Origin of the sequence: Thioclava sp. 'Guangxiensis' (assembly GCF_045348365.1) — a bacterium.
Classification (GTDB): Bacteria; Pseudomonadota; Alphaproteobacteria; order Rhodobacterales; family Rhodobacteraceae; genus Thioclava; species Thioclava kandeliae.
Window position 1 is genome coordinate 2666594 of record NZ_CP155822.1, and the last position, 18601, is coordinate 2685194.

An 18601-nucleotide genomic window follows, 5' to 3' on the forward strand; every position below is an offset into this window, starting at 1 on the left:
ACGGCACGAAGGCCCGCCGGATGCGCGGGCCTTCGCGGACTGTGTCAGCCGTTACTGGTTGGCTTTCTCGAACTCGCGCAGGAGCTTGTTGCCGCGCTCGTCAACCGACTGCAGGGCCTCCATCGCGGTTTTCTTACCGCCCAGAAGCGCCTCGAATTCCTCATCGATGATCGAGCGGATCTGGACGTAATTGCCAAAGCGCAGACCTTTAGAATTCTCGGTAGGAGTGTTCAGCGTGATCTGCTTGATCGCCACATCCGCGCCGGGGTTCTGCTCGTAATAGCCCTGCTCCTGGCTGAGCGAATAGGCCGCTTTGGTGATCGGCAGATAGCCCGAGAACTGGTGCCAATCGGCCTGCACTTCCGGCGAGGAGAGATAGGTGAAGAAATCGGCCACACCCTTATATTCCTCTTTCGAGTGGCCCTGCAGGACCCAGAGCGTCGCGCCGCCGATGATCGAGTTCTGCGGTGCGCCCGCGACATCATCGTAATAGGGCAGCATGCCGACGCCGACATCGAATCTGGAATTCGCCATCAGACCCGCGCGCGACCCCGAGGAGTTCATGACCATCGCACAGGTGCCCGACTGGAAGGCGGGGTTTGCGTCATCGCCACCGCCCGGACCGGCATAGCGGTAAAGACCCTCTTTCTGCCATTTGGCCAGATTGCCCCAGTGACGCGCACGCAGGTCATCAGCCAGCGTCAGCTCGGCACCAAGCCCGCCGAAACCGTTCTCCATCGTGCCGATTGGCAGATTGTGCCATGCCGAGAAATTCTCGGTCTGCGCCCATGAGATCCATGCACTGGTGAAACCGCACTCCGCCGCGCCCGACTCGACGATCTTCTTGGAGAAGGCTTCCATATCGGCCCAGGTCTTGGGCGGCGTGTTCGGGTCGAGACCCGCTTTGGCAAACTCGTCCTTGTTGTAATAGAGGACAGGGGTCGAGGAGTTGAAGGGCATCGAGAGCATATTGCCATCGGTGTCGGTGTAATAGCCCGCGACCGCCGGAAGATAGGCATCGGGGTCGAAATCGGCGCCCGCATCCTTCATCAGCTGGTAGACCGGATAGACCGCGCCCTTGGCCGCCATCATCGTTCCGGTGCCCACCTCGAAGACCTGCACGATATCGGGCTGCTGCTTGGCGCGGAACGCGGCGATCGCCCCAGTCATCGTTTCGGTATAGGTGCCTTTATAAGTCGGAATGACTTCATATTCATCCTGGCTGGCGTTGTAATCGGCCACGATCTCTTCGAGCTTCTGGCCCAGCTCGCCGCCCATCGCATGCCACCAAGTGACCTGCGTCTTGGCCGCCGCCATGGTTGCCGAGGCCGCCACAAGTGCGGTGCCCATCATCAACGTCTTCAACATCTTCTATCCCCTTCGTGAGGCTGTCGTGATCTGTTGAGCGAAGCGCTAAAGCGCCTATGTGACGTCTCCTTGCCATTTGTATTAAGGTTTTTTGACAAGCTGGCTCAGGGCAGGATTTGCGCTATCTGAAGTGGTCCGGCATAAAAAAGGGGGCTTCGAGCCCCCTTTTTCCGTATCATTCAACGCCGTTGGATCAGCCGATGATCGCGTTCAGCGTGGCCGAGGGGCGCATTACCGCTGCGACCTTAGCGGGATCGGCGTGGTAGTAGCCACCCAGATCCACGGCCTTGCCCTCTGCCGCTTTCAGCTCGCCGAGGATCGCATCCTCGCCGTCCACAAGTGCCTTGGCGATGGGGGCGAAATGCGCCTTCAGCTCGGCATCCTCGTCCTGGGCTGCCATCGCCACGGCCCAGTAACGGGCAAACCAGTAATGCGACGAACGGTTATCGGGCTGGCCGACCTTGCGCTCGGGCGAGCGGTTGTCCTCGAGCACCTTCTGGGTCGCATCCTCGACCGCTGCCGCCAGAACGCCTGCCTTCGCATTGCCCTTCTCGGCCAGGAACTTGAAGCTCTCGCCAAGCGCGCAGAACTCGCCAAGGCTGTCCCAGCGCAGGTGGTTCTCTTCGACCAGCTGCTGGACGTGTTTGGGGGCCGAGCCACCTGCACCGGTCTCGAACAGACCGCCGCCCTGCATCAGCGACACGATCGAGAGCATCTTGGCCGAGGTGCCCAGCTCGAGGATCGGGAAGAGGTCGGTCAGGTAGTCGCGCAGCACGTTGCCTGTGATGGTGACCACGTCATTGCCCTTGCGCATCTCGACGAAGGTAAAGCGGGTGGCTTCGCGCGGCGCCATGATCGGGATCTCGATACCGGCCTCTTTCAGAGCGGGTTCGACATATTTGATCAGCTCGGCGTCATGGGCGCGGTTGGCATCGAGCCAGAAGGCCGCAAGGCCGGTGGCCTTGGTGCGGCGGATCGCCAGACGGATCCAGTCCTCGATCGGCGCTTTCTTGACCGTGGCCGAGCGCCAGATATCGCCTGCTTCGACAGTGTGCGAATGCAGCACGGTGCCATTGTCCAGAACGATCTCGACCTTGCCATTGGCTGCGATCTCGAAGGTGGTCGGGTGCGAGCCGTATTCTTCGGCTTTCTGCGCCATCAGACCCACGTTGGAGACCGCGCCACAGGTGGTCACGTCCAGCTTGCCGGTCTCCTTGAAGTAATTGATCGTCTCGTCATAGACGCCGGCATAGGAGTTATCCGGAATGCAGCATTTGGTGTCGGCAGCTTTGCCATCCGGACCCCAGCCGATACCGCCTGCGCGGATCACGGCGGGCATCGACGCGTCGATGATCACATCCGAAGGAACGTGCAGGTTGGTGATACCCTTGTCGGAATTGACCATATACATCGGCGGCTTGGCGGCCAGCGCTGCCTTCAGGTCCGCTTCCAGCTCGGCATTGCCCTTGATGCGGGCTTCCAGATCACCGATGCCGCCATTGGGGTTGAAGCCCAATGCCTTCACGGTCTCGCCATGCTTGGCAAGGAAGTCTTCCAGATAGACCGACACGAAATGGCCGAAGATGATCGGGTCGGAGACCTTCATCATCGTGGCTTTGAGATGGACAGAGAACAGCACGCCCGGCTCCATGCTCTCGATCTCGGCTTTGACAAACGCATTGAGCGCCTTGGCCGAGAGGAAGGTCGCATCGACGATCTCGCCGGCCTGATATTTCAGACCCGATTTCAGAACGGTCTCGGTGCCGTCTTCGGCGGTGAAGACGATCTTCGCGCCAGTGGCGTCCGACAGAGTCGCCGATTTCTCGTTGGCAAAGAAGTCATCGCCGGGCATCGAGGCGACGGTGGTCTTGCTGTCTTTCGACCATTCGCCCATCGAATGGGGGTGCTGCATGGCGTAGTTCTTGACCGCTTTGGCCGAGCGACGGTCCGAGTTGCCCTCGCGCAGGACGGGGTTCACCGCCGAGCCCTTGATGGTGTCGTAGCGCGCACGCACGTCCTTTTCCTCGTCGGTCGAGGGCTCGTAGGGATAGTCGGGCAGCTTGTAGCCCTGCGCCTGCAATTCCTTGATCGCGGCGGTCAGCTGCGGCACCGAAGCCGAGATATTCGGCAGCTTGATGACATTGGCCTCGGGCGTCTTCACCAGCTCGCCCAGTTCGGCCAGATCATCGGTGATCTTCTGATCATCGGTCAGGTAATCGGGGAAGGTCGCCAGAATACGGCCCGCAAGCGAGATATCGCGCGTCTCAACACCCAGACCTGCCGCACCTGCAAAGGCGCTCACGATCGGCAGAAGCGAGCCCGACGCCAGCTGGGGCGCTTCGTCAACAATGGTGTAGATGATATCGGGGGTCTTGTTTGCCATGAAGAACGGTCTCCGAGCTGGTCTTGGGCAGATGCCCGTTGGGAAAGAGTTGTGCGCAGACTGGACCCGCCGCGCATGATTTGCAAACGGGTAACCCGCGTCCGTCGCCAAGTCAATGTGTGCAACCGTATACCACGCTCCTTGCTGCAAGGAACCGGTGCCAAAATAACTCTAGGGCAACAATTTACCCGCCCTTAAAGAATGACGCGTGGACAACGTGTTATGAGACCGCTACGGTCGCATGAACCCGATATTCCACCCTCTCTATTGCCAAAGGCCCGATATATATCCCCACGGGTGTATCGTGATGCTGGCACTCAAGGTCCGATGATCAAAACTGTCACCTCCCCAGCCTCCTCGACGACCCGCGATCGTATGATCGAGGTTGCGCATGATCATTTCTCAGCGCGCAGCTTTGATGCGTGCAATCTTCGCGACATTGCCGCCGATGTGGGGGTCGATGTCGCCTATCTGCACCGTTCACAGGGCGGCAAGCAAAAGCTATTCCAGGCCGTGATCGACCGCGCCCTCGAGATGTGCTTCGAGGATGCCAAGCGCTGCTCGACCTTCACGCGCTTCATCATCGAACGTATCCGCAATGGCGATCTGCGCACGCTGAATTACGGCCCGCTCCCGATCATCAGTCAGTCTCTGGCCTGCGAGGCCGTAAAGCCGCAGATCCAGGACGCGGTGCAGAGGCTTTTCGTCGATCCGCTCATTGCCGAACATGGCGAGAAGTTCCGTGTGGAGATCGTGGCGGTCTCGATGCTGTTTCTGGGCATGAAAATCTCCTCGCCCGTTCTTCCGACCGCGCTCCTGTCGGAAGAACAGCAGACGCTGCTCGACGAGATCGCGGTGGGCATGCTGGCGGCGCTGCTCGGCGGCGAGTGAGCGCCCGCCGCGACGTCACCTCCGAAATCGGCGGTTTGTGGCAAAAGCACCGGCCACTCTCTCGACCATTCGTCGAAACTACGCTAGTATCTCGATCTGACTGGTCAGCTTTTTACATAAAAGCGCGCGGCCGCACCCTGCGACTGCGCATCCTACAGCCAACCATGTCAGCGATACGGATATCCGCCTTCAAGGAGAGCAATCATGGATGGTGGGGAATTTTCCTCGCAGCGGCTGGGCGTCAACCACACCGGTGTGCGTGCCCATAACGAGCGTCTCGTTCTCAGCCTCATCCATCGCGATGGTGCCCTGCCGGGTGCCGAGATTGCCAAACGGATCGATCTGTCCGCCCAGACGATCTCCACTATCCTGCGCCGCCTCGAAACGGACGGGTTCCTGCTGCGCGGCAAACCGCAGCGCGGGCGCGTGGGCAAGCCCTCGCTGCCGATGGGCATCAATCCCGACGGTGCGATCAGCTTCGGGCTGAAGATCGGGCGCCGGACCTCGGATCTGGTGATGATGGCGCTGGACGGTCAGGTGCTGGCGCAAAGCCAATGCACTTACGAGCGCCCCACCCCGCAGCTGATCCTGGACTATCTGAAAGAGGGTATCGCCTCGCTGTCGGGCGAGCTGCGCCCCGAGCAGGTCGGGCGCCTTTGCGGCATCGGGATTACCGCGCCGCTGGATCTGTGGCGGGCCACCGAAAGCTGCGATATCGCGGGCAGGCATTTTCCCGAATGGCTGGGCTGCGATCTGGTCGAGCGCGTGGCCGAGTTCAGCAAGCTGCCTGTCAGCCTGATCAATGACGGCACGGCCGCCTGCTGCGCCGAGCAATATTACGGGCGCGGGCGCGAGGTCAGCGATTTCGCCAATGTCTTTCTGGGATCCTATCTGACGGGCGGGATTTCGCTCAATGGCGCCGTGGTCGAAGGCAACCGCCATAACGCGGGCATGCTGGGCGCGCTGCGGGTGATGTCGATCGAGGGGCAGAGGACGACGCTGGCCGATGAGGCCTCGATCTTCCTGCTGGAGGCCGCGATCCGTGATGCGGGGATGGATGCGGCGGGGATGTGGCGGATGCCGCAGGACTGGACCCCCTATCAGTCGCTTCTGGAACCGTGGCTCGACCGTAGCGCCAAGGCGATTGCACAAGCTGCCCGCGAAGCCTGTGCAGTGGTCGATTTTCAGGCATTGGTGATTGACGGGGCTTTCCCCGAACCGGTTCGGGCACAGCTGGTTGTCAAGGTGCGCGAGACATTGGCGGCGCTCGAGATGAACGGCATCCTGCCTCCCGATGTGCTGGAAGCCAAGACAGGCCATAACGCGCGCGCCATTGGCGCTGCGGCCGCGCCGATCTTCTCGCTCTATTTCCTGAGCTGAGCGCACACGCCCTCAGGCCTGCCGCAGGAAACTCACCGCATCCGCATAGAACGGCGTGGCCGAGGCGCCATGCGACAACCCGTCATAGATCTTCAGCGGCACGCCCGCGCCTTCGGCCATCTGGCGTGCCCGCCCCATCATGTCGCGCTCGCGGATCCGCGCCACGCGGTCGGCGGGCTGATGGGCGGCCTCGGCGGCATGGGCGGTCTCCTGCCCGCCAATGGTGATAAACAGTTTGCCCTCGCCCTTGGCCGCTCCCAAGAGCACCTGCGGATCGGTCCAGATCGACGGGCTGCCCGCGGCGACATGCGAGAAGAGACCGGGCGCAAGGCGGCGCGCCTGCAGTGCGAAAGACCCGCCAAAGGAGTGGCCGCAGATCATCCGCTGCGCCGGATCGCAGGCAAAGCGCGTCTCTATCTCGGGCATCAGCACAGCCTTCATCCAGCCGAGAAGCCGCTCGACCCCCGCCCCGGTCAGATCCTGCGTGCGCCGCGCCATATCGACAAGATCACGCGCAGGCCAACCGATGGCCACCACCGCCACGGGGGCTGCGTCCGCCCGCGCGGGGTCCTGCCCGCGCAGCCGCACCGCATCGCGCAGGGTGCCGAAGCTCCAGCCTGCATCCAGCGCATAGATCACACCATATCCCCCCGCCGGTGCGGGCGCCTCGGGATAGGCAATGCGGATGACGAAATCGCCCATATCCGATGGCAGGCTAAGTTCTTCCGTTCCATCGAGCCGCACCTCCGCCTGTCCCTTCTCCGCCTTCGCGGATCTGCCCGCCAGAAGCAGCGGCAGCCCCGCCAGAAGCGGCAGCACCCGTCGGCGCAGCTTCAGGTCTTCTGTCATCTCTGCCCCCTGCCTTGCGAATATATCCCGACCGGCCTACCCTATCCTCGTGCGATCGGCCAGATACAGGTCCCTTTTTTGGCCAGCCCCGTTACCTGTTGGTCCCGTGCTCACGCCCCGTTGATGTCACAAAGTCCCACCCCCACAGTCCATACCTCGCCTGTGTTCTCCTGCGCACTTTACGAAGCCCGCGCCAATCCCTATATCAATACTCAACTATTCGTATCCAATCCGGGAATTTCCTATGACGTCCGAAACACAGCAAGACGCACCGATGGAAGGCGCTCCCTTGATCAAGCCCTCCACGATCGACCATCCGATGTATGATTCGGTGGTTGCCGCGTGCCGGACCGTGTTTGATCCGGAAATTCCGGTGAATATCTACGATCTGGGTCTCATCTATACGATCGAGATCAGCGACGAGGATGATGTGCAGATCATCATGACCCTCACCGCTCCCGGCTGCCCTGTGGCGGGCGAAATGCCCGGCTGGGTGCAGGATGCGGTCTCCTGCGTCGCTGGAATCAAATCCGTCGATGTCGAGATGACCTTCGATCCGCAATGGGGCATGGATATGATGTCCGATGAGGCGCGGCTCGAACTGGGCTTCATGTAACGGCCCTTTCGCAAGCCAGACCCCTTGCATTACGCCATAGGCAAGTCATAATGCTTGCCTATGGATCTCGCTATTCTCACAGGTGACCTCGTCGGTTCGACCGGCCTGCCCCCCGATCTCGTCGAGGCGGGGTTTTCGTCTATGACCGGCCTGCAAGGGCTCGGGCCGGCATGGTTCAACCGTCATCGCGGCGATGGCTGGCAGATGGCACTGGCACAGCCCGCCTATGACCTGCGGCTTGCGCTGATGGTCCGCGCCTGCCTTCGCGCGCTCGATCCACGGCTGGAGACGCGGATCGCGATTGCGCGGGGAACCGGTAACATTCCCGAAAACGGCGATCTGAACAGGGCACAAGGGCCGGGTTTTGTCGCCTCAGGGCGGCTTCTGGACCAGATGACGGGAGCGGAGATCCGCCATGCCTCGGGCGGGGCTTGGTCGGCGGCCACCTGCCTTGCCGATGCGCTCAGCCACGGCTGGACACAGAAACAGGCCGAAGCGATGTGCCCGATGCTCGCTCTGCCTACGCCACCGCAACAAAGCGTGGCCGATCAGTTGGGCAAATCCCGTCAGGCCGTGGCGCAGGCCCTGCAAGGTGCGGGCTATAGCGCCATCTCCGGCGCCCTTACGCTATGGGAGGCGCCATGAGTGCCGAGAGCTTCTCCGCCCTGCTGCTGGCGCATCTGCTAGGGGATTTCATCTTTCAGCCGGCAAGGATGGCTCATGCCAAGGGGCAGCGCGGGATGCGCACCCGACTGCCCGCGCTCGTCGCCCATACCGGCGTGCATCTGCTGGTGCTCGGGATCATCCTGCCCGCGCCCGACGCGCTTGCGGCCCTTGGCCTGATCCTGCTGAGCCATTTCCTGATCGATCTGGCCAAGCCCGCTTTGCGCGGGCCTGCTCTACAGGTCTTCATGGCCGACCAGATGGCGCATCTGGCGGTGATCGTGGCCGTGGTGCTGGCCCTGCCCGATCTGTGGTCGCAAACGCTTTGGACGCAGCTCCAAAGCCCTTTGATCTCCTATCTGCCCACTGTATTTGCCCTGATTGCAGGCGCAATCCTCACCATCCGCACGGGCGGCTTCCCCATTGGCGCCCTGATGCGCCCGCTGGCCGACCGCGCACCCGAAGGCGGCCTACCCAAGGGCGGCCAACTGATCGGCGTGCTCGAACGCGCCCTGATTTTTGTATTAGTCCTCACAGCGCAGCCGCAGGGGATCGGCTTTCTGATTGCCGCCAAATCCATTCTTCGCTTCGAGGCAAAAGGCGGGCCGGACCATAATGCGGCCAATGAATATGTGATCATCGGCACGCTCGCCTCCTTCGGATGGGCCATTGCCTGTGCATATCTGACACTGGGCCTGTTGGCACATCTCGCGCCGATCGGCATTCCCGCCCTTGGAATTCCGGTGCCGAACCCCTAGATTGGGGGCTCATCCAAGGAGTCTCCCATGTTTGGCATTCCCGGACAGCCCGCTGTCACCATGACCCCCGCCGCCGTGAAGCATATTTCCAAGCTCATGAGCCGCGAGAACGCCGCCGGTTTCCGGATCGGCGTGAAGAAGGGTGGCTGCGCCGGTATGGAATATACGATGGAGGTCGCGCAGGAAGCGGGGCCGATGGATATGGTCATTGAGGAAGGCTCGGCGCGTGTGCTGATCGCGCCGACCGCGCAGATGTTCATGATCGGCACCGAGATCGATTACGAGAACGGCCTGCTCGAATCGGGCTTCAAATTCCGCAATCCCAACGTGGCCGAAGCCTGTGGCTGCGGCGAGTCGATCAAGTTCAAGGATATCGATGAACTGAGCGCCGAGGCCGCCCCCGCAGACGGCATCCCGCGCCTGAAAGGCTGAGCGATACCGCTAACATCTTCTCACCGGACCTCTTCCCCCTGCCCGCGCCCTGACATAGTCTGGGCGCGATTTGCATTCCCGAGGAGGACAACATGCGGAAACTAGCCGCCGGAAACTGGAAAATGAACGGGCTCGCGGCCAATCTGGCCGAGATCGAGACGCTGGTCGCAGAGCATGGCGATGCCGCCTGCGACGTGCTGATCTGCCCCCCCGCCACGCTTCTGGCCCCTATGGCCGCAACCGCTGCCGGCAAGATCGAACTCGGTGGTCAGGATTGCCACGCCAAGACCTCGGGCGCGCATACCGGCGATATCTCGGCGGCCATGCTGAAGGATGCCGGTGCCACCTCCGTTATTCTGGGCCATTCCGAGCGCCGCGCCGATCATGGCGAGAGCGACGCCGATGTCGCCGCCAAATCTCTGGCCGCCTATGAGGCGGGCCTTATTGCCGTGATCTGCATCGGCGAGACCGAGGCCGAGCGCGATGCCGGCACGACGCTGGATGTGATCGGCACCCAGCTTGCCGGATCGGTGCCCGATACCGCCACCGCCGCCAATACGGTTATCGCCTACGAACCGGTCTGGGCCATCGGCACGGGCCGCACCCCCACGCTCGAACAGATTGCCGAAGTGCATGATTTCATGCGCGACACGCTGGCCAAGCGTTTTGGCGAGGAGGCCAAAGGGATGCGCTTGCTTTATGGCGGCTCGGTCAAACCCTCGAATGCCACCGAGATCTTTGCGGTCTCGAATGTGGATGGCGCACTTGTGGGGGGCGCGAGCCTGAAGGCCGCCGATTTCGGCGCGATCATCTCGGCACTCTCGGCCACCTGAGCCCCCTGAATACCGCTGGCAGATGCGGGTCCGCCCGCGCCTGCCCCGCCCGCAATCGTCCGTCTCGGGATCACCCGACAGGCGCGCGGGCCTTTTCATGTTCATCACGCAAGGAGGAGCGCGGATGGAGTATACACTTGCCTCTCTGGCACAAGAGCAGTCAGAGCTTGGACTAAGCGTTTTCAATTACGATTTCATCTGGGATCTGGGCCAGCGCCTGCAGGCGCGTGCCAAGACCGAGAAGGCGCCGGTGGCGATCACCATCAGCCATGGCACGGATCTGGTGTTCTGCACGGTGCTCGAGGGCGCGACGGTGCTGAACCTCGACTGGGCCGCGCGCAAACGGGCGGTGGCGCATCAGTTCCATCGCAGCTCGCTCTCGCTGAGGATCGAGGCCGAGGAGGAAGGCCATGATTTCAACAAGCGCTATCTCTTGCCCGACAGCCGTTACTTCGCCACCGGTGGCGGCGTGCCGCTGATGGGGAAGAACGGCACCTATCTGGGCGCGGTCGCGGTCAGTGGCCTGCCCGATGTGGAAGATCACGGGATGATTGTCGAGACGCTGCGCGACATGCTCTAGGAACCCGCGAACCACAAAGTGAAAGCCGCCCCGAGGGGCGGCTTTCTTCGTGCGGGGAGGAGGAGGAAGGGCTTATTTGATGACCGTCTCGGGGCCCATGAAGGTGGTGGGCAGATAGGTCGAGAGCCACGGGATATAGGTGATCATGATCAGGAAGATGAACAGCACACCGAGGAAGGGAAGCGCTGCCTTCACCACCCGCATCATCGACATGCCTGCCACGCCGGAGGTCACGAAGAGGTTGAGGCCAACCGGCGGGGTGATCATGCCGATCTCCATATTCACCACCATGATGATGCCGAGGTGGATCGGGTCGACGCCCAGCTCCATGGCAATCGGGAAGACCAGCGGTGCCACGATCACGATGAGCCCCGAGGGTTCCATGAACTGTCCGCCGATCAGCAGGATCAGGTTGACGATCACGAGGAACATGATCTTGCCGAAGCCTGCCGAGAGCATCGCATTGGCGATCATCTGCGGGATCTGCTCGTCGGTCAGGACGTGTTTGAGGATCAGCGCATTGGCGATGATGAACATCAGGGTGATGGTCAGCTTGCCCGCCTCGAAGAGCGTCTTGCGGGTGTCCTTGTGCCACAGAGCCGTGACCAGCGCATAGGGGCGGCGCAGCAGGTTGGATTTGCGCTCCTCGCCATCATTGAGCGGACCCATATCCTTGTAGATGAAATTCGCCACGATCCAGGCATAGATGGAGGCAACGGCTGCGGCCTCGGTCGGCGTGAAGATCGCGCCGGTGACGCCGGGGATGCCGTAGATACCCACCATGATGATGACGATCAGCATCAGGCCCCAGAAGGCGTCCTTGAAAGCGGAGCCGATCTCGCCCCAGCCCGCGAACTCGCCCTTGGGCATTTTGCGGATACGGGCGAAGATATAGATCGCGATCATCAGCATCAGGCCCGCGAGGATACCGGGGATGACACCTGCGAGGAACATCCGGCCCACCGAGACCTCGACGGTCGAGGCATAGACCACCATAACGATCGAGGGCGGGATCAGGATGCCCAGCGTGCCCGCGTTACAGATGACACCTGCGGCGAAGTCCTTGGTATAGCCCATCTGGTGCATCGCGGCGATGACGATGGAGCCGATTGCGACCACGGTTGCAGGCGACGAGCCCGACAGAGCCGCGAAGATCATGCAGGCAAACACCCCCGCAATGGCCAGACCGCCATGGAAATGGCCGACACAGGCGATGGCAAAGCGCACGATCCGTTTGGCGACGCCGCCGGTGGACATGAAGCTCGATGCGAGGATGAAGAAGGGGATCGCCAGCAGCGTGTAGTGACCGGCCATCGCCTGATAGAGAGATTGCGCCACGGAGGCCAGCGAGGTCTCCGAGAAGGCCAGCAGGAAGAGGATCGAGCTCAGGCCGAGGGAGACGGCGATCGGCACGCCCAGAAGCAGCAGGCCGATGATGACCGCAAAGAGCAGAATGACTTCCATAACGTGTTACTCCTTACCGGCTGCGGTGGCGTGGGTCTGCGCCACACGGTCGACTTCGTCTTCGGCTTCATGGCTGACGATCAGGCTGTCCTGCGTGCCGCGGATCACCCGGATCAGGGCCTGAATGATGCGCAGGGTGATCAGCGCGACGCCGAAGGGAAGGATGAAATAGGGGATGACGCGGGGCAGTTTGTCATAGGCCTCGCCCTGGTTGATCAGCGGTTCGAGCCAGCGGAAGATCTCCAGCATCGGCACCTGATCGGTCTCGTACCATGCGCGGTCGCGGGTTTTCTCGAAACCGGTGGGGAACCAATGGCCCGAAGTCTGGTCGAGCGCTGCATAGGGAGCCCAGTAATCGTAAGCGCCCTTGAGCAGGAACACCGCATAAAGCAGGCAGCAGAGCGCCGAGATGACCGCCATCACCCGCTTGCCGCGCGCAGGCAGCATATTGGTGACCACATCCACACCCAGATGCGCGGTTTTCTTGAACGCATAGGAGACGCCCAGAATGACCAGCCATGCGAAAAGGATCAGCACCACTTCGAGGCCCCAGATCAGCGAGGCGTTGAACACATAGCGCAGAACGACATTCACGAAGGTGATCAGCGTCATGGCCCCGAGGATCAGTGCGATGGCGTTTTCCTCGAGACTGTCGAAGAACGCTCCCATCGGGCCTTTTGGCGTGGTATCATAGGACATGTCCCTGCCCCCTTTTCGAGATGATGGTAAATGGATGCGGGGCGCGAAAGGCTCCGCACCATGCGCGGAGCCTTCGGGCCGCAATCCGTGAGTGATGGTTAAGGGCGCGGCCCCTCACCTCAGTGCTTGGCGTTGATCTCCTGGGCCAGCGCGATGTTATCGGCGCCCACATCGCTCTCGAACTCGGCCCAGACCGGCTTCATCGCATCAACCCATGCCTGACGCTGCTCGTCGGTCAGCTCGCGCACTACAGCGCCTGCATCGATGACCGCCTGACGGTTATCGGCATCAACCTGCGCGATCGCGGCGTTACGGTCCGCCGAAACCTCGGCCATGATGGTTGCCAGCTGGTCGCGGATATCCGCGTCGAGGCTGTCCCACCAGTCGGTCGAGACAACGACCATATAGTCGAGCAGGCCGTGATTGGTCTCGGTGGTGCCGTCCTGCACTTCGTAGAATTTCTGGCCGTAGATATTGGACCAAGTGTTTTCCTGACCATCCACAACGCCGGTTTGCAGCGCGCCGTAAACTTCCTTGAACGCCATCGGCTGCGGGCTTGCATCCAGCGCCTTCATCTGTGCCACCAGCACGTCCGAGGGCTGCACGCGGAATTTCAGACCCTTCGCATCGGTCGGCAGCAGGAGCGGCTTGTTGGCCGAGAACTGCTTGAGCCCGTTATGCCAGAAGGCCAGACCCATCAGGCCGCGGCGCTCCATCGAGGCGAGCATGTCCTGACCTGCGTCAGATTGCTGGAACTCTTCCACAGCGTCCATGTTCTTGAACATGAAGGGAAGGTCGAAGATGCGGAAGACCTTGGTGAAGGTCTCGAATTTCGACAGCGAGGGGGCCGCCATCTGCACATCGCCCTGCAGCATCGCCTCGAGCACCTGATCATCATTATAGAGCGTCGAGTTCGGATAGACCTCGACACAGGCCTTACCGTTCATTTCTTCGTTCACACGATCTGCAAAGGCGCCTGCGGCGATCCCTTTGGGGTGCTTGTCGGCATTGGTGACGTGGCTGAACTTGATGACCATCTCGCCGTCGTCGCAGGCGGCATTTGCCAGACCAGCGGTTGCGATGATGGCGGTCGATGCCAGTGCGAATGCCTTGACGGTTTTCGTAACTTTCATGGGGCTCCTCCCAGATCCATGCGGCGCGATTGTCGCGCCCCTCTCCATGAACACAGGATTGCGGCCGCCATGCGCCCACCGCAATACAGTTATGCAAAAATAATTAAATTGTTTATCTTCAGGTGCTTATATTAAACACACATAAGCATAATCACAGGATTGTGCGAAATATCGCACTTGGCAGAAAACCGCCTGTGCGATATTTCGCACAACCTCGCGCCCTGTCAGGACCGGTAATCCTCGGGTTTCACACCATGCCGTGTGAGCTTGTCATAGAAGGTCTTGCGGGGCAGTTTAAGCGCCTTGGCCGCATCGGAGGCCCTGCCCTGATGTTTCTCCAGCGCGGTCACAAGAATACCGCGTTCGAGCCGCGCCATCTGCTCGGACAGGCCCGGCTCCTCCTCGGGATGCTCGCTATCGCTGAGTCCCATCGTGAAGCGCATCGCCTCCGACATCAACGCCCGCGCATTGCCCGGCCAGTCGCGGGCCGCCAAACTTTGCAGATAGCCCTGCGGAATCTCGGGCATCGGCAGCGAGGAATTCTCGCAAGCCAGACGCACATAATGGCGGAAGAGGATCGGGATATCCTCGGGACGCTCGGACAGCGCCGGCACCCGCACCCGCATCATATCGAGTTTCCAGTAGAGATCGGGATGAAAACGCCCCGCATCACGTTCAGCCGCCAGATCGCGATAGGTCCCCGCAATCAGCCGCGTGGCGGGCTGGGTTTCCAAAAGCTGCAGCAGAGTAAATTGCACAGGCTGCGGCAGATCGGCGATCTCGTCGAGATAAAGCGTGCCGCCATCGGCGGTGGCAAAGGCCTGCTCCAGCGTTTCGGGGCTCAGCCCCGCGGCCGAGCGTTTCTCGAACGGGCGTTGGGCCGCTGCAGAGAGGAGGTGGATCACCTCAGCCGCCTTGGAATTGCCCGCACCCGGCGCGCCTGTCACCAGCACCTCGGCCCCCGAGCGCGCGGCCATACGGCACGATTCCCGCAGCCGCTCGGCGACCTCCGAATTGCCCGCAAGCACCCGCGCCGCCGCATCGCCCTTGCGCGCCTCGCGATGGAGCGCGCGGTTTTCCATGACAAAGGCGCGGGTCTTCATCGCCTTCTCGACCACGGCCAGAAAGTCACGCGGCGCACAGGGTTTTTCCAGAAAGTCGAAAGCGCCTCCCGTCATGCCGCGCACGGCAGAGGGCACATCGCCCTCGCCCGTCAGCAAGATCACCGGCAGCTCGGGGTCGAGCCCGCGCACATAGTCGAGCAGGAAGAACCCGTCGCGCCCGGGCATGCGGATATCGCTGACCACGATACCGGAGAAATCGGGCGTCAGATGGTCCTTGGCCTCGATGAAACTGCCCGCCACGACAGGCTCCAGATCGGCCAGTTCGATGGTCTGCGACAGCGCCTCGCGCACGGCACGGTCATCATCGACCAGCAGCACCTTGTTCACCACACTCATGACATCTTTCCTTCCTTGGCCCGTTCTTTTGCCCGCGCCAGAACCAGCGTGAAGACCGCTCCGCCCTCGGGCCGGTTTGCCCCCGTCAGACTTCCGCCAAAGCTCTGCACGATCCGGTAGGAGATCGACAGGCCCAGCCCCATCCCTTCGTTCGTGCCCACCTCCTTCGTGGAATAGAACGGGTCGAACATGCGCTCGGTATCGGCAATCCCCGCGCCATTATCAAGCACGCGCAGGCAGACCTCCTCCGCCCGCTCCTCGAGCTGCAGGACGATCACCGGCGGATCCGCCTGCCCGCAGGCATCGGCGGCATTGGACAGCAGGTTCACCACCACCTGCGCCAGCCGCGTCTCGCCGCCCATCACCCAGACGGGATGATCGGGCGGGCTCCAGCGCAGCTCGAGCTTCGAGAGGCGCGAGCCCGAGATCTCGAGGGCGGTCGCGACCACGCGCACCATATCGACGGGCGAGGCAGGCTCGGTCTCGGGGCGGGCAAAGGCCCGCAGGTTGCGGATGATCCGGCCCATCCGCCCCGACATCTCGCCAATCCGGCGCAGATTGTCCTGCGTGCGCTCGGGCTTGCCGCGCTCGAGAAAGATCGCCGCATTCTCGGCATAGGTGCCGATCGCCATCAGCGGCTGGTTCAGCTCGTGGCTGATCCCCGCAGACATCTGCCCCAGCGCCGAGAGCTTTCCGGCCTGCACCAGTTCGGCCTGCGCATGCAGGAGCGCCTCATGGCTCTCGCGTAGCTCGCGTGTGCGCCGCGCCACCGCCTCCTCCAGCTCGACATTGAGCGCGGCCTCCATCGCCAGACGCTCCGCCAGTGCCTGACGCCGCGCCCAGAGCGTGGCGATAAGCGTCCCGATGGCCAGCATCGCCAGCGCCGCCACGAACATCTGCACCCGCGCCTCTTTCAGGATCGGCGCGACCGGCACCTCGGAATGGCCAGTGAGCCCGATCACCGGCAGATCCAGAGAGACCGGCAGCGCGCAATCCGGGGCACAAATGATCTCCTGCCCCGCGATCACCTTGCGCCGCGGCGCCACCGTGACGAAGGGGGTGTGTGCGGGATAGACCTTGGGATCGGGCAGCGCGGCACCGGCCTTGCGCCGGAAGACGAGACCCGCCCGATTTGCGGTAAACACCACCCCCTGCGTATCGGTAAACCACACCGGCAGCGGATCACCGCGGCCGGTCGCCTCGACCGTCTCGGCATCAAGCGTGAGACGGATGATCCCGGCCACACGGCGTCCGCCTTCGGGCTGTGTCACGAAAACAGGTGCGGCAAAGGCGAAGATGCGGTGCAGCCCGTCCCCCTCCACACCATGGGTCCGGCCGAGGGCACCATGGGAGGCCCGTTCGAGATCCTCGGTCATCGGCAGACGGGCCGGAAAGCCCTCCGGCGCGGCCAGAACCCCGCCATCGGGGCGCAGGAGCACCAGATGCTCGGCCCCTGCCAGATCGGCAAATCGCTGAAGGGTCCGGGCCACCTCGACGGCGCCTAGACCGTCGCTCCCCGCCACGAGCGCGCGCACATACGGGTGGTCCGCGGCCAGCACCGCATCCTCACGATATTGCGCAAGTGCCCCCACCAGCCGGTCGGAGGCCAGCCGCAGATCCGCCACACCGCGCGCCCGCGCCTGCGCCATGCCGGTTTCGGCCGCATGATACCAGACCGAGACCGACGCCCAGAAGAGCGCGGCCAGCGCCACGCAAAGCGCGCCCGCATTGCGCAGCTTTCTCAGGCGGGAAAGAGGAGCGGTGCCCTGTGTCATGCTTCCTGTCATCCGGTGGCGGCCGCGATCTGTCAACCGTCGATCTGTTTGCGGGACGGCGCCAAGACCGCTTGCCAATCTTTTGGACCGGGCGCTTAATGGCCCGATGACCGAACTGCTCTCCCTTCCCCATCTCTCCCGCTCCCCGCGTGATCCCGCTTTCGTGCAGGATCCCTATCCGTTCTATGACATGATCCGGCAGGCGGGCCCTGTGGTGCAGTGGCAGGAGTGGGGGCTTCCGGTGACCGCGCGCTCCACGGTCGTCTCGGCCTGCCTGCGCGACCGGCGTCTCGGGCGCGAGGCACCCGAAGGGTTCGGCCAGACCCCGCCCGCCCATCTGGCGCCGTTCTACGATATCGAGGCGCATTCGATGCTGGAGCTTGACGGCCCGCGCCATGCCAAATTGCGCGCACAGGTGCTCCGCGCCTTTACCTCGCGCCGGATCGCGGCGCTTGCGCCCGAGATCGAGACGCTGTGCCACCAGCTGATCGATGCGTTCCCTGCCGGTGGATGCGATCTGCTGCCCGCCTATGCCCAGCATCTGCCCGCCATCATCATCGCGCGTCTCTTGGGGCTGCCGGACGCGACCGCCCCAGATCTGCTACGCTGGTCGCATGCGATGGTGGGGATGTATCAGGCCCGTCGCACTGCGGAGGTGGAGGCCAAGGCGGTCGCCGCCAGCAGCGAATTCGCGGCCTTCATCCGCGCAACGCTTGCCGAGCGGCGTCGGGATCCGCGCGAGGATCTGCTGTCGGCGATGCTGGCTGCGCAGGCCGGGGATGGCTCGGGGCTTAGCGAGGACGAGATCCTCTCGACAGCGATCCTGCTGCTGAATGCGGGGCACGAGGCGACGGTGCATAGCCTCGGAAATGCGGTGGCCCAGTTTTTGGAGCGGGGGACGCAATGGCCTCAGGGCGATCCCGCCGCCGAGGCCGCGCTGGTCGAGGAGGCGCTCAGGATCGATCCGCCGCTCCATCTGTTTGAGCGTTGGGTACTGGAGGATATGAAGATCGGAGGGCAGGCCTTCCGCCGTGGCGACCGGATCGGGCTATTGCTGGCCGGTGCCAACCGCGATCCATCCGCGTGGGACAGGCCAGGGATTCTGGACCCCGCCCGCCCGAGCCGCCCGCATCACGCCTTCGGGGCTGGCGCGCATTTCTGCCTCGGCGCGCCGCTTGCGCGGATGGAATTGCAGATCGGGCTGCGGGTCCTGTTTGCGCGCCTGCCAAATCTGTCTCTGGGCGAACGCCCGGTTTATGCTGACCTCTACCCATTCCACGGGCTCGAGACGCTCGCGCTGAGCTATTGAGGCAGGCC

The 18601-nt window shown here is 62.8% G+C and carries 17 protein-coding genes; 9 read left to right on the forward strand and 8 right to left on the reverse strand.

What is annotated here, in order from left to right:
* Positions 1-51 precede the first annotated feature (51 nt).
* Positions 52-1368, reverse strand: coding sequence for a sn-glycerol-3-phosphate ABC transporter substrate-binding protein UgpB (ugpB, locus tag ABEB22_RS13215; protein WP_406870525.1), 1317 nt, complete (start codon positions 1366-1368; stop codon positions 52-54).
* Between the two features lie 193 nt (positions 1369-1561).
* Positions 1562-3751 (reverse strand): NADP-dependent isocitrate dehydrogenase, encoded by a 2190-nt coding sequence (locus ABEB22_RS13220; protein ID WP_406870526.1) that lies wholly within the window; start codon positions 3749-3751, stop codon positions 1562-1564.
* 327 nt (positions 3752-4078) lie between these two features.
* On the opposite strand from ABEB22_RS13220, the gene ABEB22_RS13225 reads away from it, so the two are divergent.
* Positions 4079-4642, forward strand: coding sequence for a TetR/AcrR family transcriptional regulator (locus ABEB22_RS13225; RefSeq protein ID WP_406870527.1), 564 nt, complete (start codon positions 4079-4081; stop codon positions 4640-4642).
* 204 nt (positions 4643-4846) lie between these two features.
* Positions 4847-6022, forward strand: a complete 1176-nt coding sequence (locus ABEB22_RS13230) for an ROK family protein (protein WP_406870528.1) — start codon at positions 4847-4849, stop codon at positions 6020-6022.
* Between the two features lie 12 nt (positions 6023-6034).
* On the opposite strand, the gene ABEB22_RS13235 is transcribed toward ABEB22_RS13230, so the two are convergent.
* The gene (locus tag ABEB22_RS13235) at positions 6035-6871 is read right to left on the reverse strand and encodes an alpha/beta hydrolase (protein ID WP_406870529.1); all 837 of its coding nucleotides are present in this window, start codon (positions 6869-6871) and stop codon (positions 6035-6037) included.
* Between the two features lie 244 nt (positions 6872-7115).
* On the opposite strand from ABEB22_RS13235, the gene ABEB22_RS13240 reads away from it, so the two are divergent.
* From ABEB22_RS13240 to ABEB22_RS13265, 6 genes are all read left to right on the forward strand, one after another.
* A complete protein-coding gene (locus ABEB22_RS13240; protein WP_339112409.1) occupies positions 7116-7487 on the forward strand; it encodes an SUF system Fe-S cluster assembly protein in 372 nt (123 codons plus the stop codon).
* A gap of 60 nt (positions 7488-7547) precedes the next feature.
* Positions 7548-8132, forward strand: a complete 585-nt coding sequence (locus ABEB22_RS13245; RefSeq protein WP_406870530.1) for a MarR family transcriptional regulator — start codon at positions 7548-7550, stop codon at positions 8130-8132.
* A complete protein-coding gene (locus tag ABEB22_RS13250; protein WP_406870531.1) occupies positions 8129-8908 on the forward strand; it encodes a DUF3307 domain-containing protein in 780 nt (259 codons plus the stop codon). The genes ABEB22_RS13245 and ABEB22_RS13250 overlap by 4 nt, the downstream gene beginning before the upstream one ends.
* Before the next feature lie 27 nt (positions 8909-8935).
* Positions 8936-9340, forward strand: a complete 405-nt coding sequence (locus ABEB22_RS13255) for an iron-sulfur cluster assembly accessory protein (protein WP_339112406.1) — start codon at positions 8936-8938, stop codon at positions 9338-9340.
* A 92-nt stretch (positions 9341-9432) separates the two neighbouring features.
* Positions 9433-10173: a triose-phosphate isomerase gene (tpiA, locus tag ABEB22_RS13260; RefSeq protein ID WP_406870532.1), complete on the forward strand. Its 741-nt coding sequence runs from the start codon at positions 9433-9435 to the stop codon at positions 10171-10173.
* Between the two features lie 124 nt (positions 10174-10297).
* On the forward strand, positions 10298-10753 hold the full coding sequence (locus ABEB22_RS13265; protein ID WP_406870533.1) for a heme-degrading domain-containing protein: 456 nt from the start codon (positions 10298-10300) through the stop codon (positions 10751-10753).
* A gap of 72 nt (positions 10754-10825) precedes the next feature.
* On the opposite strand, the gene ABEB22_RS13270 is transcribed toward ABEB22_RS13265, so the two are convergent.
* From ABEB22_RS13270 to ABEB22_RS13290, 5 genes are all read right to left on the reverse strand, one after another.
* Positions 10826-12217: a TRAP transporter large permease gene (locus ABEB22_RS13270; protein ID WP_339112403.1), complete on the reverse strand. Its 1392-nt coding sequence runs from the start codon at positions 12215-12217 to the stop codon at positions 10826-10828.
* Between the two features lie 6 nt (positions 12218-12223).
* Positions 12224-12916 carry a TRAP transporter small permease gene (locus ABEB22_RS13275; RefSeq protein ID WP_406870534.1) on the reverse strand — a complete coding sequence of 231 codons (693 nt, stop codon included), beginning with the start codon at positions 12914-12916 and terminating at the stop codon, positions 12224-12226.
* Between the two features lie 119 nt (positions 12917-13035).
* A complete protein-coding gene (locus ABEB22_RS13280; protein ID WP_406870535.1) occupies positions 13036-14049 on the reverse strand; it encodes a TRAP transporter substrate-binding protein in 1014 nt (337 codons plus the stop codon).
* A 224-nt stretch (positions 14050-14273) separates the two neighbouring features.
* Entirely contained in the window at positions 14274-15503 is a 1230-nt protein-coding gene (locus ABEB22_RS13285; protein WP_339114502.1) for a sigma-54 dependent transcriptional regulator, read from the reverse strand.
* Between the two features lie 2 nt (positions 15504-15505).
* Positions 15506-17284: a sensor histidine kinase gene (locus ABEB22_RS13290; RefSeq protein WP_406870536.1), complete on the reverse strand. Its 1779-nt coding sequence runs from the start codon at positions 17282-17284 to the stop codon at positions 15506-15508.
* 106 nt (positions 17285-17390) lie between these two features.
* On the opposite strand from ABEB22_RS13290, the gene ABEB22_RS13295 reads away from it, so the two are divergent.
* The gene (locus ABEB22_RS13295; RefSeq protein ID WP_406870537.1) at positions 17391-18593 is read left to right on the forward strand and encodes a cytochrome P450; all 1203 of its coding nucleotides are present in this window, start codon (positions 17391-17393) and stop codon (positions 18591-18593) included.
* Positions 18594-18601: the final 8 nt, after the last annotated feature.

Coding starts and splice junctions, on each gene's coding strand:
- ugpB (WP_406870525.1), bottom strand. CDS start 1,368: ATGTTGAAGACGTTGATGATGGGCACCGCACTTGTGGCGGCCTCGGCA.
- ABEB22_RS13220 (WP_406870526.1), bottom strand. CDS start 3,751: ATGGCAAACAAGACCCCCGATATCATCTACACCATTGTTGACGAAGCG.
- ABEB22_RS13225 (WP_406870527.1), top strand. CDS start 4,079: ATGATCAAAACTGTCACCTCCCCAGCCTCCTCGACGACCCGCGATCGT.
- ABEB22_RS13230 (WP_406870528.1), top strand. CDS start 4,847: ATGGATGGTGGGGAATTTTCCTCGCAGCGGCTGGGCGTCAACCACACC.
- ABEB22_RS13235 (WP_406870529.1), bottom strand. CDS start 6,871: ATGACAGAAGACCTGAAGCTGCGCCGACGGGTGCTGCCGCTTCTGGCG.
- ABEB22_RS13240 (WP_339112409.1), top strand. CDS start 7,116: ATGACGTCCGAAACACAGCAAGACGCACCGATGGAAGGCGCTCCCTTG.
- ABEB22_RS13245 (WP_406870530.1), top strand. CDS start 7,548: ATGGATCTCGCTATTCTCACAGGTGACCTCGTCGGTTCGACCGGCCTG.
- ABEB22_RS13250 (WP_406870531.1), top strand. CDS start 8,129: ATGAGTGCCGAGAGCTTCTCCGCCCTGCTGCTGGCGCATCTGCTAGGG.
- ABEB22_RS13255 (WP_339112406.1), top strand. CDS start 8,936: ATGTTTGGCATTCCCGGACAGCCCGCTGTCACCATGACCCCCGCCGCC.
- tpiA (WP_406870532.1), top strand. CDS start 9,433: ATGCGGAAACTAGCCGCCGGAAACTGGAAAATGAACGGGCTCGCGGCC.
- ABEB22_RS13265 (WP_406870533.1), top strand. CDS start 10,298: ATGGAGTATACACTTGCCTCTCTGGCACAAGAGCAGTCAGAGCTTGGA.
- ABEB22_RS13270 (WP_339112403.1), bottom strand. CDS start 12,217: ATGGAAGTCATTCTGCTCTTTGCGGTCATCATCGGCCTGCTGCTTCTG.
- ABEB22_RS13275 (WP_406870534.1), bottom strand. CDS start 12,916: ATGTCCTATGATACCACGCCAAAAGGCCCGATGGGAGCGTTCTTCGAC.
- ABEB22_RS13280 (WP_406870535.1), bottom strand. CDS start 14,049: ATGAAAGTTACGAAAACCGTCAAGGCATTCGCACTGGCATCGACCGCC.
- ABEB22_RS13290 (WP_406870536.1), bottom strand. CDS start 17,284: ATGACACAGGGCACCGCTCCTCTTTCCCGCCTGAGAAAGCTGCGCAAT.
- ABEB22_RS13295 (WP_406870537.1), top strand. CDS start 17,391: ATGACCGAACTGCTCTCCCTTCCCCATCTCTCCCGCTCCCCGCGTGAT.